General features: G+C 74.4%; 14 protein-coding genes. 3 read left to right on the top strand and 11 right to left on the bottom strand.

The window, feature by feature from the left end:
• Nucleotides 1–6: 6 nt before the first annotated feature.
• The 3 genes from E4P39_RS17750 to E4P39_RS17740 all read right to left on the bottom strand — a co-directional run bounded on the left by E4P39_RS17750 (nt 7) and on the right by E4P39_RS17740 (nt 5,544).
• A complete protein-coding gene (locus tag E4P39_RS17750) occupies nt 7–453 on the bottom strand; it encodes a hypothetical protein (RefSeq protein WP_135137911.1) in 447 nt (148 codons plus the stop codon).
• On the bottom strand, nt 446–4,963 hold the full coding sequence (locus tag E4P39_RS17745) for a cation-translocating P-type ATPase (RefSeq protein WP_135137910.1): 4,518 nt from the start codon (nt 4,961–4,963) through the stop codon (nt 446–448). Before E4P39_RS17745 ends, E4P39_RS17750 begins: the two co-directional genes overlap by 8 nt.
• A gap of 122 nt (nt 4,964–5,085) precedes the next feature.
• Nucleotides 5,086–5,544 (bottom strand): helix-turn-helix domain-containing protein, encoded by a 459-nt coding sequence (locus E4P39_RS17740; RefSeq protein ID WP_135137909.1) that lies wholly within the window; start codon nt 5,542–5,544, stop codon nt 5,086–5,088.
• A gap of 83 nt (nt 5,545–5,627) precedes the next feature.
• Here E4P39_RS17740 and E4P39_RS17735 point away from each other — a divergent pair, with 83 nt between their 5' ends.
• Both E4P39_RS17735 and E4P39_RS22420 read left to right on the top strand, forming a co-directional pair.
• Nucleotides 5,628–6,101, top strand: coding sequence for a GNAT family N-acetyltransferase (locus E4P39_RS17735; protein ID WP_135137908.1), 474 nt, complete (start codon nt 5,628–5,630; stop codon nt 6,099–6,101).
• A 32-nt stretch (nt 6,102–6,133) separates the two neighbouring features.
• Nucleotides 6,134–6,277 (top strand): hypothetical protein, encoded by a 144-nt coding sequence (locus E4P39_RS22420; RefSeq protein ID WP_167761930.1) that lies wholly within the window; start codon nt 6,134–6,136, stop codon nt 6,275–6,277.
• A 3-nt stretch (nt 6,278–6,280) separates the two neighbouring features.
• Here E4P39_RS22420 and E4P39_RS17730 read toward each other — a convergent pair whose 3' ends face one another.
• The 4 genes from E4P39_RS17730 to E4P39_RS17715 are packed head-to-tail and all read right to left on the bottom strand — an operon-like array spanning nt 6,281 to nt 9,636.
• Nucleotides 6,281–7,915, bottom strand: a complete 1,635-nt coding sequence (locus E4P39_RS17730; RefSeq protein WP_135137907.1) for a TIGR03086 family metal-binding protein — start codon at nt 7,913–7,915, stop codon at nt 6,281–6,283.
• Nucleotides 7,912–8,580: a hypothetical protein gene (locus E4P39_RS17725; protein ID WP_135137906.1), complete on the bottom strand. Its 669-nt coding sequence runs from the start codon at nt 8,578–8,580 to the stop codon at nt 7,912–7,914. Before E4P39_RS17725 ends, E4P39_RS17730 begins: the two co-directional genes overlap by 4 nt.
• A 49-nt stretch (nt 8,581–8,629) precedes the next feature.
• Complete coding sequence (locus E4P39_RS17720) at nt 8,630–9,304, bottom strand: hypothetical protein (protein WP_135137905.1); 675 nt, start codon at nt 9,302–9,304, stop codon at nt 8,630–8,632.
• Nucleotides 9,301–9,636, bottom strand: coding sequence for an antibiotic biosynthesis monooxygenase (locus tag E4P39_RS17715; RefSeq protein ID WP_135137904.1), 336 nt, complete (start codon nt 9,634–9,636; stop codon nt 9,301–9,303). Before E4P39_RS17715 ends, E4P39_RS17720 begins: the two co-directional genes overlap by 4 nt.
• 99 nt (nt 9,637–9,735) lie before the next feature.
• On the opposite strand from E4P39_RS17715, the gene E4P39_RS17710 reads away from it, so the two are divergent.
• Complete coding sequence (locus E4P39_RS17710) at nt 9,736–11,085, top strand: cytochrome P450 (protein WP_135137903.1); 1,350 nt, start codon at nt 9,736–9,738, stop codon at nt 11,083–11,085.
• Between the two features lie 36 nt (nt 11,086–11,121).
• On the opposite strand, the gene E4P39_RS17705 is transcribed toward E4P39_RS17710, so the two are convergent.
• The 4 genes from E4P39_RS17705 to paaK all read right to left on the bottom strand — a co-directional run bounded on the left by E4P39_RS17705 (nt 11,122) and on the right by paaK (nt 16,437).
• Entirely contained in the window at nt 11,122–12,288 is a 1,167-nt protein-coding gene (locus E4P39_RS17705) for an MFS transporter (protein WP_135137902.1), read from the bottom strand.
• Nucleotides 12,289–12,353: 65 nt separating this feature from the next.
• Nucleotides 12,354–14,411 carry a phenylacetic acid degradation bifunctional protein PaaZ gene (paaZ, locus tag E4P39_RS17700; RefSeq protein ID WP_135137901.1) on the bottom strand — a complete coding sequence of 686 codons (2,058 nt, stop codon included), beginning with the start codon at nt 14,409–14,411 and terminating at the stop codon, nt 12,354–12,356.
• A gap of 77 nt (nt 14,412–14,488) precedes the next feature.
• Nucleotides 14,489–15,100, bottom strand: a complete 612-nt coding sequence (locus E4P39_RS17695; RefSeq protein WP_135137900.1) for a TetR/AcrR family transcriptional regulator — start codon at nt 15,098–15,100, stop codon at nt 14,489–14,491.
• Complete coding sequence (gene paaK / locus E4P39_RS17690) at nt 15,097–16,437, bottom strand: phenylacetate--CoA ligase PaaK (RefSeq protein ID WP_135137899.1); 1,341 nt, start codon at nt 16,435–16,437, stop codon at nt 15,097–15,099. Before paaK ends, E4P39_RS17695 begins: the two co-directional genes overlap by 4 nt.
• Nucleotides 16,438–16,621: the final 184 nt, after the last annotated feature.

Genomic DNA, 16,621 nt, shown 5'->3' with positions numbered 1-16,621 from the left:
CGGCCCTCAGCCGGTCCGGCGGTAGACGAGCTCGAAGTCCGGCTGCCAGTCGGCGCCGTCGGGGGAGGTCTCCCACTGGCCGGCGATGGTGGCGCCGTCCTCGCTGAAGGTCCCGACGAACCGCTGCGCGAAGTCCAGCGGGGTGAAGTCGGGTGCCGTGCGGGCGAGCGTCCATTCCCGGCCGTCGAAGCTCATCTCGTAGAGCCGCACCACGCCGCGCGAATCGAAGTAGTGCGCCCGGTAGCCGGCGGGCAGGCCGGGGTCCGGGGCGATGATCATCTCGCTGTCGGGCGCCTGGGGGTGGTCGGTCTGCGCCCGCTGGACCAGGAAGCGGTGCCCGAGCAGCCAGCCGAAGGTCGAGGTGCCCCGCACGACGGGTGGCTCGCGTGCGGGGAACCGTGCCTCGACCTCCCACATCCCGGCGAACGGTTCCAGGGCCTCCGCGTCACGCATCTGCGGTCCCCGGGCGAAGGCGCTCGATCACGGCGGGGCCGACCTCAGCGGTCACGGTCCCGGCGGCGGCCCAGCCGAGCACGACCAGCCAGGACAGCGGGTCCAGGGGCGTGCAGCCGAAGGACCGGCTGACCCCCGGGGTCTGGACGAGCGCGAACAGCACCGCGAAGGAGCCGGCGGCGGTGCCCAGCACCAGCGGGCTCCTGCGCCCGGCCCACGCCGTCTGCCCGAGCTGGGTGGCGATCAGCGCGGCCAGCCCCATGGTGCTGGCCCGCCCGAAGGGGCCGGTCAGCCGGCCGGTCGCCCACGCGCCGGTCGCGCCGACCGTGGTGGCGGCGCCCCGGACCAGCACCATCCGGCGCACCGTGTCGGTGAAGCCGCGCTGCGGCCCGGCGAGCAGGACCGGCGCCAGCGGATGCCCGGAGAAGGGCCCGGCCTCGGCCGCCTCCACGGTGGCCGCCCGCGGCGTCGCGACCGCCACCGCGAGTGCCGGGAACATGTCGGTGAGCAGGTTGACCAGCAACAGCTGGCGGGTGCCGAGCGGGGCCCGCCCCCCGAAGGCGGTGCCGAGCACGGTGAACGCCACCTCGCCGGCGTTGCCGCCCACCAGCACCGACACCGCGTCCCGCACGCGCGACCACATCGCCCGGCCCTCGGCGATCGCGTCGACCAGCCGGGTCAGGTCCTGATCGGTCAGCACCAGGTCGGCGGCCGTGCGCGCGGCAGGTGACTCGGCGCCGGAGACCCCCACGCCCACGTCGGCCAGCCGGATGGCGGCGGCATCGTTCACGCCGTCCCCGGTCATCGCCAGGGTCGCCCCCGACCGGCGCAGGGCGGCCACCAGGGTCACCTTCTGCTCCGGCGACAGCCGGGCGAAGACGGCGGAGGTCCGGACCAGCTCCGCCCGTTCGGTGTCCGACGCCCGGGCCAGCTGGGCGCCGGTGACCACCCGGTCCCCGTCCGGGATGCCCGCCTGCGCCGCGATGGCCCCGGCCGTCTCGGGATGGTCCCCGGTCGCGACCAGCACGCGCACGCCGGCGGCGCGCAGCTGCTCGACGGCGGCCACCGACGATTCCCGCAGGGTGTCGGCGAGGCCTACGAGACCCCGCAGGGTCAGCTCCCGGGCCGCGTCGTCGAGGTCCTCGGGCCGGCCCTGCACCTCCCGGTCTGCGACGGCGAGCACCCGCAGCCCCTCCCCCGCCAGCTCCTGGACGCGTTCCTGGACGCCGGAAGCGTCGGCGCAGCGGCGCAGCACCACCTCCGGCGCCCCCTTCACGACGAGGCGCCCGTCCCGGACCGCCGCGGAGAACCCGCGGTCCGTCGCGAAGGGCAGGCACGCCTCCGGGTCGCCGTCCCCGGCCAGGTCCCGGTCGGCGGCCGCATCGGCCACGGCGCGGTCGGTCTCGTGGGCGCGGTCGTCACCGTCGGCCATCGCCGCCGCGGCCAGCCGCAGGACGTCGTCCTCCCCGGACCCGTCGAGGGCGACCAGGCGGACCACCCGGAGCCGGTTCTCGGTCAGGGTCCCGGTCTTGTCGAAGCAGACGGTGTCCACCCGGCCGAGGGCCTCGAGCACCCGAGCGCTGCGCACGACGGCGCCGCGCTTCGACAGCCGCCGGGCGGCGGCCTGCTGGGCGACGGTCGCGACCAGGGGCAGCCCCTCGGGCACCGCGGCGACCGCGATGGCCAGCCCCGAGCCGACGGCCTCGCGCAGCGGGCGGCCCCAGAGCACGCCCAGCGCGGTGACCACCCCGCCACCGGCGAGCGTGAGGGGCAGGACCGCGCGCGTGAGCTCACCGAGCCGCGCCTGGACGCCGGCCGGTGGGGCCGCGGTGCCGGACCCGACGGCCACGACGACGGCGCGCCCGGACCCGGCCACGACGGTGGTGCCGTCGAAGAGCATGCAGGTGCGGTCGGCGACCTCCGCCCCGGGCGTGGCGGGCACCGACTTCGACACCGAGAGCGATTCGCCGGTGAGGTTGGACTCGTCGACCTCCAGGTCGGTCGCCTCCAGCAGCCGCGCGTCGGCGGCCAGGACGTCACCGGCCGCCACCCGCAGGACGTCGCCCAGGCGCAGCGCGCTGCCCGGCACCTCCTCGGTCCCGCCGTCGTTCTCGCGGCGGGCGCAGACGTCCTGCTCGAGCAGCAGCGACTCCAGCGCCGTCTCGGCGCGCAGCCGCTGGACGCCGCTGATCAGCGCGTTGCCGATCGTCACGCTGCCGACCAGGACGGCGTCCGTCGACTCGCCCAGCATCGCGGTCGCGGCGGCGCCGGTGCCCAGGATCGGCGTCAGCGGATCGGCCAGCTCGGCGGCGACCGTGCGCGCGAAGCGGGCCGGCACCCGGACCAGCGGGAGCGCGCCGACGGCCCGCACGGGTGCCAGCAGCGGGCGGGGCGCCGGCACCGTCTCCTCCGGCAGGTCCTCCAGTCGGCGCAGGACGTCGTCGGGCTCCAGCGCGTGCCAGGGCGTGTGCACCGCGGGGGCCGGATCGGGACGCCGGGCCAGCCGGACGGCCGTCCAGGCGCCGTCCAGCATGGTGACCGTGGTCGCGGTCTTGCCGGGCGCCGTCGCCTTGCGCTGCCCGTACCGGGCGCTCCCGACCGCGGCCAGCAGGGCCCCGAGCACATTGCCGGTGAGCGCGGTGCCGACCGACCGCCGGCTCACCGCCCGCGCCAGGACGGTGGCCGCGACCAGGCGGCAGGCGGAGGTGAGTCCGGGCGGCGTCACCAGGTCGGCGCCCCAGGCAGGGGCGCGTCCGGCCAGGACGGGGGCGACCGCGACGTCGGCGGCCAGCAGGGCCGGTCCGTTCACCGCCGAGACGACGAGCACGCCGCGCCCGTCGGTCTGCAGCCGCCGCACCGTGTCCGCGAGCGACTCGTCGACGGGCGGAATCTCGTCCGCCGCCGCGGCGATCGCCCGCGTGCCCACGTGCGGCGAGAGGACGAGCCGGTGACCGGCCTCGGTGACGGCGGTGAGGAGCGCCTCCGCGTGCGGGTCCAGTTCGGCGGCGACCGTGACCTCGCCGATCCGGCGGCGGCCCTGGAGCAGGGAGCGCACCTCGCCACCGGGGGCGTCGCCGGAGGTCCGGGGCGGTCCGAGCCGCAGCCGCGCGCTCCCCTCCTCCTCCGGAGCGGCATCCCCGAGCAGGTGCGCGGCGGCGGTCCAGACCGCGGCCGTGTCCCAGTCCTCGGCATCGGGCACCGCGTCGATCACGACCGGCGGGCCGGTGCACAGGGCCTCGGCGTCGAGGACGACGGCGTCGATCCGGTCCAGCCTCCGGTAGGCCGATCCGTCCATCGGCAGGACGTCGCGGCGGCACATGAGGAAGTCGGCCGCGGCGGCGAACGACTCGCGGCCGAGCAGCGCGGCCTTGGGGGTCAGCGCCTTGAGCAGGTCGGCCGACCGGCCGGGACGCCGGGTCAGGGGCAGGAGCACTGCCGCGCCGCCGAGTGCTGTCGGGCCGAGGCGGGCGCGGTAGGTCTCGATGGGGCCCTTGGGCAGCGGTCCGGGACGGGTCCCCGGCGGTTCGACCGGCTCGGCGGGATCCTGCTCCGGTTCGGGCCGGCACAGCTCCGGCTCGCGACGTCGCCACACCTGGCGTCGGGCGCGGATCTCCAGCGCCTGCTGCAGGGCGGCGGCCGCATTGATCGCGGGCACCGTCGGGCTCTGGGTGAGGGCGTGCAGCAGCGCGCTCGTCCCGGCGAAGGCGAGGTCGGTGCCCACCGGCCCGATCCGCGCCTCCAGCGCGTCCTTCAGCCACTGCTGGGAATCCAGCAGGGCGATGGCGAGCGTGATGTGCCGGGTGACCGCCGGCACCGGCAGCACCTTGCCGGCGAAGGCGACCCCGACCGCGGCGGCGTCCACCGCGGCGGTGAGGACCGCGGCCAGGAGTGGCTCGAGGTCCGCCGGGTGGTCGAGCCGCTGCGGGAAGACCTGCCGTGCCCCGCGGGCCTGCTCGATCGCGGTGACGACGCCGACGACCTCCTCGACGGAGACCCGCCGGTCGTCGATCCCGATCAGCACCCGGCCGACGACGTCGTTGACCGTCGCCCATTCGACGCCCTCGAGGCGCTCCAGGTGACGGCGGAGGGCCCGGCGGATCTCCGGCTGCTCCTCCGCGGAGGGGGCGGCGACCTCGATGTGCACGTGTCCGCGGTCGGCCCAGATCCGGCGGGTGTGCCGGGCGAGCGGCGGCTCCAGCATGCTGCGGGCGACGTCGGCGAGGTGCCGGACGTGCCCGTCGGGAATCGGGTCGGAGCCGGTCACCACCGTGCCGACGGCACGCGTCCCGGACACGGCGGCAGCCTTGGCGAGGTGCAGGGAGCCGCCGGCGACGGCGGCCGTGGTGTCGGCCGCGGCGCGGGCGAGCCGCCCGGCGAACCGGGTGGGCTCCGCGAGCAACCCGACGGTCGCGACAGCGGGCACGGAGGCGAGCACGGCCCCCGTCACGGCCAGGCGCGCAGCAGTGGCCGCCGCGCCGCGCGCGGCCTCGATCCGGCGGAGCAGAGCCATCGACGTCCCCTGGAAACGACGGTCCTCCGGACGCTACGCCGCCCGGTCGTGTCCTGCCGCCCGTCGCAGCCCCGTCCGGGCGGGCGCCCGGTGCCGCGAGCGCCGCAGGGACCGACCGGACGTCAGCCGGTCGCGGTCCGGCGCACCGGCCGGACGTCGCGGGGACCGGCCACCGGGTGGCCGGCCTCGCAGGTGAGCTCCAGCCGGATGGCGGCACCGCAGTCCCGGTGCTCGAGCGCGAGCGGCGCGGCACCCGGCTCGGCGAGGTAGCGGTCGCCCCACTGCATCAGCGCGACCACGGTGGGATAGAGGTCGCGGCCCTTGTCGGTCAGCCGGTACTCGTGACGCTGCCGCTCCCCGTCGGCCTGATAGGGCACGCGCGCGAAGATGCCGGCCGCCACCAGGGTCGTCAGCCGGTCGGTCAGCACCGCCTTGGGCGCCCCGAGGATCCGCTGGAAGTCGGCGAACCGCCGGACGCCGAGGAAGGCCTCCCGCAGCACGAGCAGGCTCCACTTCTCGCCGATCACCGAGAGGGTGCCGGCGACGGAGCACCGGGACCGGTCGTAGGAGGGCTCGCTCACATCCGCAGCATAACCCTGCTGAGTTCACTTGACGAACCTCGATCGGAGGAGCAGAGTTCAGGTCACGAACCCAGGAGGCGGAGATGGATCTCGCGATCGCGACCCGGCCCGTGCAGCTCGACGACGAGCCGCGGTTCCACCGGCTCTGGCCGCGGCTGTCGCGCGAGGCGGTCTACCGCCGGTTCCACGCCCCGCTGCACGGCCTCCCGCCGGACGCCGTCCACCGGCTCGTCGACGTGGATCACGACCTGCGCGAGGCGGTCGTCGCCGACGTGGGCGGCGACGTGGTGGGTGTCGCCCGCTACGACCGCTCCCCCGCCGACCCGTCGACGGCGGAGTTCGCCGTCGTCGTCGAGGACGCGTGGCAGGGCGTCGGCCTCGGCCGTCAGCTGCTCTCCGAGCTCTTCGCGCTGGCCCGCTCGCGGGGCGTCACGACCCTCACCGCCACCGTGCAGCCCGACAACGACCGCATCCAGTGGCTCATCCGTCGCCTCCTCCCGGAGGCGACGTTCGTCCGTGACGACGACGTCTACGCCGTCGTCAGTCCCCTTTCCTGAAGTCGCCTCACCTGAATTCGGAAGGATCCGTCATGACCACCCTCCGCTCCGTCCTCGCCCGGCACCGGTCCCACCGCGACCAGCACCGGAACGAGCGCGCGCTCGGGCACGCCCTGGCCTCCGCGCCGACCGTCGAGTCGGCCCACGAGATCGCGGTCCTGGCCACGCGCCGCTGACCGTCAGCGCTGCGCGCGGCCGAGGAACGCGGCGAGCCGCGCGTAGACGCCGGCGGTCGGCGGAACCTGCACCGGCCCGGCGAACGCCGCCCCGTCGCTCCGGAGGGCGGCGGGCAGGAACCGCTCGGCGATCCCGAGGGCCGCGGTCCCGAGCCGGTCGTCGAGCAGCTCCGTGCGGCCGATGCTCCCGGCGACGTCGTGCGTGTGCGCGACCAGCTCGAGGACGAAGCCGGCCAGGGCGACCGGTGCCGGCACGAGCCCCCAGGGCACCCGGACGTCGGCCGGCACGGGGGCCCCGTCGGCCCACGCGAGCCTCGCCTTGCGCGCGGCCGCGTCGAAGGTCGGTCCCCACCGGTCCCGCCGCTCGAGGCGTGCCACGCCGGCCCTCGGCGGCCCCGCTCCCCGGGCCACCTGCTCCGCCTGCCGGACGGTGGCCACGAGATGCCCGAGCACGTCGCGCACGTCCCAGCCGGCGCAGGCCGTCGGCCGCTCGAGGTCGCCCGGCCCCACCGCCGCGATGACGGACCCGGCCATCGCGAGCGCGTCGGCGAACAGCGCCCGGACGTCCTCGGGGGCCTGCTCCGGCCGCTCGGGCGCCGCCAGGCCGAAGAGTCGCCTCGTGTTGTCCTCGAGCAGGGCCCGGAGGGTCTCCGCCGGCAGCTGCCGGGCCAGGCGCAGCAGGCTCTGGTTGTAGTTCTCCGTCATCTCGATGTTGGGCGGCGAGCGGACGAAGTGCACCGGCCCGTCCACGGCGGCGTCGGATCCGAACAGCACCCGGCCGGCCCCGACCTCGTCGATCAGCCGCCGCACCTCCTCCGAGCGGCACCAGGAGGTCTCGAGGTGCAGGTTCGGCATCTCCTGGGCGTGCCGGGCGGCCCGGCGGCGACCCTCCGGATGGCCGAGGAACGTGTGGTAGAGCACGAACGGCACCTGCGGGAACCGGTCGGCCAGCCTGCGGATGAGGTCGGGATCGGAGGGACCGGGAGCAGTGTGCACCGCGACGGGGACCCCCGCCTCGGCCGCGACCTCCAGGAAGGGGTCCAGGCCGGGCGCGTCCGCCGGGTACTCGTCGTAGGAGGGGTGCAGCTTCAGCCCGACCGCGCCACCGGTCAGCCGCCGGCGGACGTCGTCGACTCCCGGGCCGCCGGGGCTCACCCACACCAGCCGGGTCAGCCAGGGAAGTCCGCGCGTCGCCCGGTCGACGAAGTCGTTGTCCTGCCACGACACCAGCCCGTGGGTCATGCCGCCGGAGGCGAGGGCGATCCGCAGGCTGTCGAGGCCCATCGGGTCGAGGCCGGGACTGCGCGCGTGGACGTGCGCGTCGACCGGGTCCAGGCCGACCCACAGCCGGTAGTTGGCGCCGGCGTTGTTGTCCCAGTAGTCGGGCGACGCGGAGACGGCGCAGTCGAGGAGGACGTGCCCGTCGGTGTCGGGGATCTCCGCGGTCCAGCTACCGTCGTCCTCCCGTTCCAGGACCACGTCCCGGAACGGTGGCGGCGAGCCGTCGAAGCCGAGGTGCAGGTGCAGCGGGCGGTCGGACGCCGCGAGGGAGCCGCGGTAGCGGACCCGGCCGCCCGGCGTGCGATCCCCGGCCGGCGAGATCCACTCCAGCGGGAGACGGGGGTCCGGGGCGGTCACAGCCTGATGGTCCACCCGCTCCCGCCGTTGTCCTCCCACACCTCCGTGTCGTCCTCGGGTCGCGGGCCGCCGGCCCGCACCAGGTGGAACACGTAGCCCAGGTCGAAGCCGCGCGGACCCCACACGAGGCCGTGGAAGACGTGCGGGAGCGGCTGGGCCCGCACGAACTCGTGGATCGGCGCGGGCTCGGCCGGCGCCCCCGCCCCGGCGTCCTCGAAGGAGAGCCCCTCCATGGCGGCCGCGGTGTAGTTCGGCGCCGCGAGGTCGGGCAGGCCCGGTGAGACGCCCCAGCCGATGCCCACGTGGGTCCACGCCCCGGTGTCGTCGGTGTAGGTGATCTCGCGGGCGACGATCTCCTCGGTGAGCACCGGCGAGGTGCTCGACTCGTCCCCGGTGACGAGGAAGAAGAAGTGGTGCAGCAGGTACTCGCGGCTCCCGTCGACCTGCCTCGGCACCTCGATGACCGCGGTCCGCAGGCCGGGCGAGTCCTCGCTGGGGGTGAGCACGCGCGTGTCGGCGGCCTCCCAGTCCGGCTCCCGTCCCGGCGCCGTCCAGGCGTAGTGGACCTGCACCATCTCGATCCCCGGCACGGTGTCCACCCACGTCCGGCGCAGGCCGAACAGCTGCTCGGTCTCGGCCCTGACGGCCGCGGTCAGTTCACTCACGGGCACCTCGCGATCGGACGGGACGACGACTCGGGCACTGGGCTGGGCGCTAGAGGGCGTGGACCCAGTAGTTGCCGCCGGGGGCGGACCGGCCGTCGGGGCCCAGCCAGAACTCGTCCTTCTCCTCCGGCGGGTACATCCGCCCGACGTGGTACTGCTGGACCAGCGTGGTCCCGCGCGGCCCGTACATGCGCGACCGCCACCGGTGCGGCCGCTCCATCGACTGCAGCATCCAGAACTTGTCGTGGTGGAAACGCTCCTTGTCCTGGTACGAGTAGTACTTCGTGGCCCGGAACTCGGAGTCGACCGGGAAGCGGGGGTCCTCCATCGGGCTGTAGACCGGGGCCGACCAGTCACCCACGGACCAGTAGATGCAGATGTTGGTCGTCCAGCCGTGGTCGTCGACGTACTCGAGGTCGCGGTACACGATGTCCTCGGTGAACCGGTCCGTCGTCCAGCGGTGGCCGTTCTGGAAGACCTCGAAGTAGTAGTGGAAGCGGTACTCGGGAGTCGACCGGCCGTGCTGGATGTCCCAGACGTCGCGCGGCATGCGCAGCACCTTCAGCCGGTTCCGCGGGAAGCCGCCGCGGTCCTCGAGCACCCGGGACTCGTGCCCCCACGACCAGTCCGGCCACTGCTCCGGCGGCGTGCAGACGTAGTGGATCACGACCTGCTCGACGCCGTCCTCCTGGTCGGTCCAGCCCTTCGGGTAGTACCAGGTCATGGCCGCCCACCCTGTCCGGCGGTCTGCCAACCGTCCCCGCCGCCGTCCGGGGCGATCACCTCGTAGGTGCGGATGGTCGGCATGCCCATGAGCAGCTCCGGCAGCGCCCGGTAGAACTCGCGGGTGGCGTCCAGGTCGAGGTAGCCCTGCATGGCCTCGGTGCTCTCCCAGCTCGACACCGCGAGCACCTGGTCGCCGCTGCGCAGCGCCTGGGCGAACAGGGCCCCGGGCGCGGACGCGACCACCCGGTCGTTCTGCGTGACGAGGAGCTCGGCGAGACGGTCGATCCCGCCCGGACGTGCCTTCGCCTCGAGGATGCGGAAGACGGCCATGTCGCGCTCCTGGGTCGGACGCCGGGTGCACCGTGGCCCATACGGTAGGAGCGCCACCGCGCAGGCGCAGGTCGACGACCCATCGGGAGCTGGTCCGCCATGTCCGACGTCGATGCCCCGGACGTCCGCGCCGTCGTCGACCCGGCGACCTACCAGCAGGGCCCGCCGCTCGAGGCGCTGCGCCGGCTGCGGTCCGCGGGGGCGGTGACGTGGGTGGACGAGCCGGCCCTGCACGACCAGGCCGCGGGTCCGGGTTTCTGGCTGGTCCTCCGGCACGCCGAGGTCGAGCGCGTGCTGCGCGACCCGGCGACGTTCTCCTCCTGGCTGGGTGCCACCCAGGTCCGGGACGCGGCCGACCTCGCGTGGGTGCGCCGGATGATGCTGAACATGGACCCGCCGGACCACTCCCGGCTCCGGCGGCTGCTGTCCCGCTCGTTCACCCCGCGCGCCGTGGCCGAGCTCACCGCCGGCATCGAGGCGACCGCGGCACGGCTGGTCGACCGGATGATCGACGGCGCCGAGGAGGGCCGCTGCGACTTCGCCAAGGACGTCGCCGCCGAGCTGCCGCTGATCAGTCTCGCCGACGTCCTCGGCGTGCCGCCCGAGGACCGCTGGCTGATGTTCGACTGGTCCAACCGCGTGATCGGCTGGCAGGACCCCGACTACGCGTCGTCGGCCGCGTTCGACGGGACCACCGGGACGGCGATGGCCCGCGAGGCGCTGGCCCTCAGACCTTCCCCCGGCGCCGACGGCCGGATGCCCGACCCGCGCACGCGGGCCGGCATGCCCGACCTCTACGCCTACGCCCGGCTGCTGGCCGAGGAGAAGCGGCGCGCACCGGGCGACGACGTGATGTCGATCCTCCTGGCCCAGGAGGACGGGGACGGCGGGCGGGGCGGCTCCGCCGGCCGGGTCAGCGACGCCGAGTTCGAGAACATGTTCTGGCTGTTCGCCGTCGCCGGGAACGAGACCCTGCGCAACGGGCTGCCCGGCGGGCTGATCGCGCTCCTGCAGCACCCGGAGCAGCTGGGCGCCCTGCGCGCCGACCCGTCGCTGCTGCCGGGCGCCGTCGAGGAGATGCTGCGCTGGTGGACGCCGGTGATGGTCTTCCGGCGCACCGCCACCACCGACGCCGAGCTCGACGGCGTCCGGATGCGCGCCGGGGACAAGGTGGTCGTGTCGTTCACGTCGGCCAACCGCGACGAGGGGGTGTTCGACGACCCGGACCGCTTCGACGTCCGACGCGCACCCAACCCGCACCTGAGCTTCGGCCACGGTCCGCACTTCTGCCTGGGCGCACAGCTCGCCCGCGTGCAGATGCGCGCGCTGTTCGGCGAGCTGCTCCGCCGGACGGCCGTCGTCGGGTTCGACGGCCCCCCGGCGCTGCTGCGCTCCAACTTCCAGCGCGGCGTGAAGCGGCTGCCGATCCGCTGGGTCGCCGGCGAGTAGCGCGTCGGGTGCCCTCGTACCGGGGGAAAGCCGCGTTCAGGCGCGACGGCCGACACCCAGCACGGTCAGGTACGCGGCGAGCCCGAGCACGAGGCATCCGGCGATGGCGGGCCCGTAGGAGCCCGAGGCGTCGATCGTCACGCCCGCCAGCGGTGCGCCGAACGCCGAGCCGATGCCGACGCTGGTGTAGAGCACCCCCAGGAGCCCACCGAGCCGCGTCGTGCCGAACCGTTCGGCGACGACCGCGGGACCGAGGGCGACGAATCCGCCGTAGCCGACCCCCAGCACGACGGCGAAGGCGAGCAGCACGCCGTAGCCGCCGCCGATGCCCCACAGCGCGAAGCTCGCACCCATGGCGAGGAAGCACCCCTGCAGAGCGCGGGTCGGGCCGGTCCGCGCCGCGACCGCCCCGAGCACCAGCCGACCGACGACGCTCGCCGCGCCGATCACCCCGACCAGAGCGGCCGCCGCGACCTCGTCGACCCCGGCACGCTGCGCATATCCCGGCAGGTGCACGAACGGGACGAACATCGCGACGCCCATGAGGCCCATGGCGAGGTACAGCCGGCGGTAGTCGCGGTTGCGCACCGCCTCGCCCAGGGTCAGAGCGGCCGGCCCGGTCTGCACCGGCGGCGGCGCGACCACCGCGGCACAGACGAGGAGGACGGCGCCTCCGGCCAGGCCGAGGACGAGGTGGGTGTCCCGCCACCCGTTCTCGTCGATCAGCGCGGCGGCCAGCGGCGCGACGGCGAAGGTGCCCAGCCCGATGCCGGTGACCGCCACCCCGATCGCCAGGGTGCGCCGTCGCTCGAACCACCCGCCCACGACCGCCACCATCGGGACGTAGGCACAGGCGACCCCGATACCTACCCCGAGTCCGTAGGTGAGCAGGCCGATCCACAGCGCGCCGACCTGCGACGTCGCGGCCAGGCCGGCGCCGAGGGCGATCCCGCCGACCAGGAGCACCCGCCGGGGGCCGTAGCGGTCCACCGCGACGCCGCTCAGGGCGCCGAACCCGAAGTAGCTCAGCGACGTGAGGGCGAAGAAGACCGAGGTGGCCCCGCGGCCGGAGCCGAACTCCTCGGCCATCGGCTCGAGGAACGCGCCGAAGGAGTAGGCGATCCCGAAGGCGGTGAACATCGCCGCGAACGCCGCGGTGACCATGACCCAGCCGCGGCCGGAGTCCACCACGGCCGGGCGCATGCCGGCCGAGGATACGGACCGGACCCGGGCCGCCGGAAGCGGCCGGTCGGGCCCCGGTGGAACGCTCACTGCCTCCCGTCGGCCGGCGGCCAGGTCTTGGCGACCATCGTCAGGACGTCGTACGTCGCGACCGGGCTGCCTTCGGTGTTCACCACGACGGCGTCCCAGCGGACCTCGCCGTGCTCGGCGCCGCCCCGCGGGCTGATCTGCTTGCAGGTTAGCGTGACCGTCAGCTCCTCCCCCGGCTTGACCGGCGTCAGGAACCGCAGGTTGTCCACGCCGTAGTTCGCCAGCACCGGGCCCGGGTCCGGGTCGACGAACAGCCCGGCCGCCCACGAGACGATCAGGTAGCCGTGCGCCACCCGCCCGCCGAAGAGCGGGTTGGCCGCGGCGGCCGCCTCGTCCATGTGGGCGTAGAACGTGTCGCCGGTGAACTCGGCGAAGTGCTCGATGTCCTCGAGCGTCACGGCCCGCGGCCCCGCGGTCACCGAGTCGCCGATCCGCAGCACGGCCAGCGACTTGCGGAAGGGGTGCACGCCGTCGTCGTTGCGCCTCGCGCCGGTCACCCAGCGCCCGCCGATCGCGGTCAGCATGTCCGGCGACGCCTGGACGGCGGTGCGCTGCATGTGGTGCAGCACGCCGCGGATCCCGCCGAGCTCCTCTCCCCCACCGGCGCGACCGGGCCCGCCGTGCACGAGCACCGGCAGCGGCGACCCGTGGCCGGTGTTCTCCCTCGCGTCGTCCCGGTCGAGCACCAGGATGCGGCCGTGCTGATGCGCCGCACCGAGCACGAACTCGCGGGCCACGCCCTCGTCGTGGGTGACGATCGAGCCGACCAGGCTGCCCTGCCCGCGCGCGGCCAGCTCGACGGCGTGCGCGACGCCGTCGTACGGGAGAAGCGTGCTGACCGGGCCGAACGCCTCGACGTCGTGCGGCTCGGCGGCCGCGAGGTCGTCGCAGCGCAGCAGCATCGGCGGCAGGAAGGCACCGCGGTCCTTGTCGGCGCCGACCACCTCGAAGTCGTCCGGGTCGCCCGCGACGAGCTCCGCGACGCCGCGCAGCGCCTTGACCGCGCGCAGCACCTCCTGCCGCTGGTCGACGCTGGCCAGCGCGCCCATCGTCACGCCGTCCGCCCCCGGGGCGCCGATAACGACCTCGGCGAGCTTCGCCCGGGTGGCCTCGACCACGTCGTCCATCAGCTCGCGCGGCACGAGGGCACGGCGGATGGCCGTGCACTTCTGCCCGGCCTTGACGGTCATCTCGGTGACGAGTTGCTTCACGAACAGCTCGAACTCGGGGGTGTCCGGCGTGGCGTCGGGTCCGAGGACCGAGCAGTTGAGCGAGTCGGCCTCGGCGTTGAACCGCACCGAGTTGGCGACCACCGACGGGGTGCTCCGCAGCTTCCGGGCGGTGTGCGCCGAGCCGGTGAAGAACACCAGGTCCTGACCGGTCAGCTGATCGAGCACCCCGGCGGCGCTGCCGGACAGCAGCTGCACCGTGCCCTCGGGCAGCAGGCCGCTCTCGACGATCCTCCGGACGACCGCCTCGGTGAGGTAGGCCGTCTGGCTGGCCGGCTTGACGATCGTCGGGACGCCGGCCAGGAAGGCCGGGGCCAGCTTCTCGAGGAAGCCCCACACGGGGAAGTTGAAGGCGTTGATCTGCACGGCCACCCCGCGCATCGGCGTCCACAGGTGCTGGCCGGCGAACGTGCCGCGCTTGCCGAGCGGCTCGACCGCGCCGTCGAGGACGACGGTGTCGTCGGGCAGCTCGCGGCGCGCCTTGCTCGCGTAGGAGAGCACGGTGCCGAAGCCGCCGTCGATGTCCACCGCGCTGTCCCGGTCGGTGGCGCCGGTGCGGTGCGACAGCGTGTAGAGCTCGTCCTTGTCGGCCATCAGCCGGAGCCCGAGCTGCTTGAGCAGGCCGGCCCGCTGGTGGAAGGTCAGCTCCCGCAGCGCCGGCCCACCGACGGTTCGCGCGTGGTCGAGCATCGCCGGGACGTCGAGCCCCGTGCTGCTGACCCGGACCACGGTCTCGCCGGTCACGGCGTCGGCGATGCGCGCGCCGTCGTCCGTGGCGGCGAACCACCGGCCGGCGACGTAGCTCTCGAGCATGGGTGCGGTCATCGAAGGCTCCTTCCGCGCTTTCGGTACCGAAAGCGCGGGACTCGGGTCGAGCTTTCGGTACCGAAAGCTCGCGGGTGTCAGGCAGGGGTGGCGCGGAGGCCGGAGAAGGTGACGGTCACGAGGGCGTCGGCCAGGTCGTCGGCGCTCAGGCCGCGCTCGGGGCGGTACCACTCGGTCAGCGAGTTGACGGTGCCGAACAGCAGCCGGCTGGTGACCGCGGGATCGACGTCGGGGCGGACGTCCCCCTCGACCTCGGCGGCACGGACCAGCTCCGTCACGAGGCGGTCGAACGTCCGGCGCCGCTGCAGCGCGTCGCGCTCGACGTCGGAGTTGCCCCGCACCCGCAGCAGCAGGGTGACGAAGGGCAGCTCGTCGATGAGGACCCGCACCGACCCCCGCACCACGTGCTCGAGCCGGTCGATGGCCGGGCCGGTGGTGGCACCCGGCTCCTCCGTGACCGCGAACAGGGCGTCGAGCGCCCGGTCGAGCGCGAGCCGGAGCAGCTCGACCTTGCTGGAGACGTGGTGGTAGATGGCCGACTTGGTGATGCCGAGGCGGGCGGCCAGCTCGTCCATGCTGGTCGCCTCGTAGCCGCGCTCGATGAACGCCTCGACGGCGATGTCGAGCAGCGAGTCCAGCGAGTGGCCGGGCCGCCCGCGGCGCGGCGGCGCGGCCGGGGGCAAGGTCACGAGCGCTTCCGCAAGTCATGCAGGCGCTGCAGCTTGCCCACCGAGCGGGCAAGCGTCTCCGGGTCGACGACGACCACGTCGACACTGGTCCCGACCGTGTCCTTGACCGCCTTCTGCACCTCGCGCGCCGCGCCGTCCCGGCGGTCCGACGGACAGTCCGGCCGGGCCTCGATCTGGACGGTGAGGTGGTCCATCCGGCCGCGGGTGGTCAGCTCCAGCGCGAAGTGCGGCGAGAGTCCCGGCGTGCGGAGCACGATCTCCTCGATCTGCGTCGGGAAGACGTTCACCCCGCGCAGGATGATCATGTCGTCGGTGCGGCCGGTGACCTTCTCCATCCGTCGCATCCCGGGGCGCGCGGTGCCGGGGAGCAGCCGGGTCAGGTCGCGGGTCCGGTACCGGATGACCGGCATGGCCTCCTTGGTCAGCGACGTGAAGACCAGCTCGCCCTTCTCCCCCTCGGGCAGCACCTCGCCGCTGACCGGGTCGATGATCTCCGGGTAGAAGTGGTCCTCCCAGACGTGCAGGCCGTCCTTGGTCTCCACGCACTCCTGGGCGACGCCGGGACCCATCACCTCGGACAGCCCGTAGATGTCGATCGCCTCGATGTCGAGGCGCTCCTCCATCTCCTGGCGCATCTGCTCGGTCCACGGCTCGGCGCCGAAGATGCCGATCTCGAGCGAGGTGGAGCGCGGGTCGATGCCCTGCTTCTCCATCTCGTCGATCACGGTGAGCATGTAGCTCGGCGTGACCATGATGATCCGCGGCGCGAAGTCGGTGATCAGCTGGACCTGGCGCGGCGTCATGCCGCCGGAGATCGGGATGACGGTGCAGCCGAGCTTCTCCGCCCCGTAGTGGGCGCCGAGGCCGCCGGTGAACAGGCCGTACCCGTAGGCGTTGTGCAGCTTGTCGCCGGCCCGGCCGCCGGCCGCCCGGATGGAGCGGGCCATGACGCCGGCCCAGGTGTCGATGTCCCGCTCGGTGTAGCCGACGACGGTCGGCCGGCCGGTCGTGCCGGACGAGGCGTGGATGCGCCGGACCTGGTCCTGCGGGACCGCGAACATCCCGAACGGGTAGTTGTCCCGCAGGTCCAGCTTGCTCGTGGTCGGGAACTTGGCGAGGTCGGCCAGCTCGCGGCAGTCGTCGGGGTGCACCCCGGCGGCGTCGAAGGCGGCCCGGTAGTGCGGGACGTTGTCGTAGGCGTGCCGCAACGACCACTGCAGACGCTCGAGCTGCACGCCGCGCAGCTCGTCGGCGCCCATCCGCTCCGCCGGATCGAGCAGCGACGGGTCGGCGGCCGCCCCCAGTCGCCGGGTCGTCTCACTGGCAGCTGCAGTCATGGTCCATCGCCCTTCGGAGGTCCGCGCGTCGCCCGGGGCCGGCGTCGAGACCGCGAGGCGCCCAATAACCGACCGGATGGTCAGTAACCAACTCCCCGGCGCCGGATCTGTCAAGTGGCACCGCTCGGATCCGGGGTTGTGGAGCGGCCGGAACTGGTGCACACTCATTACCGACCGATCGGTC

This window comes from Blastococcus sp. CT_GayMR19 (assembly GCF_004570385.1).
GTDB lineage: Bacteria > Actinomycetota > Actinomycetes > Mycobacteriales > Geodermatophilaceae > Blastococcus_B.
This window is presented reverse-complemented; position numbering and strand designations above follow the sequence as displayed.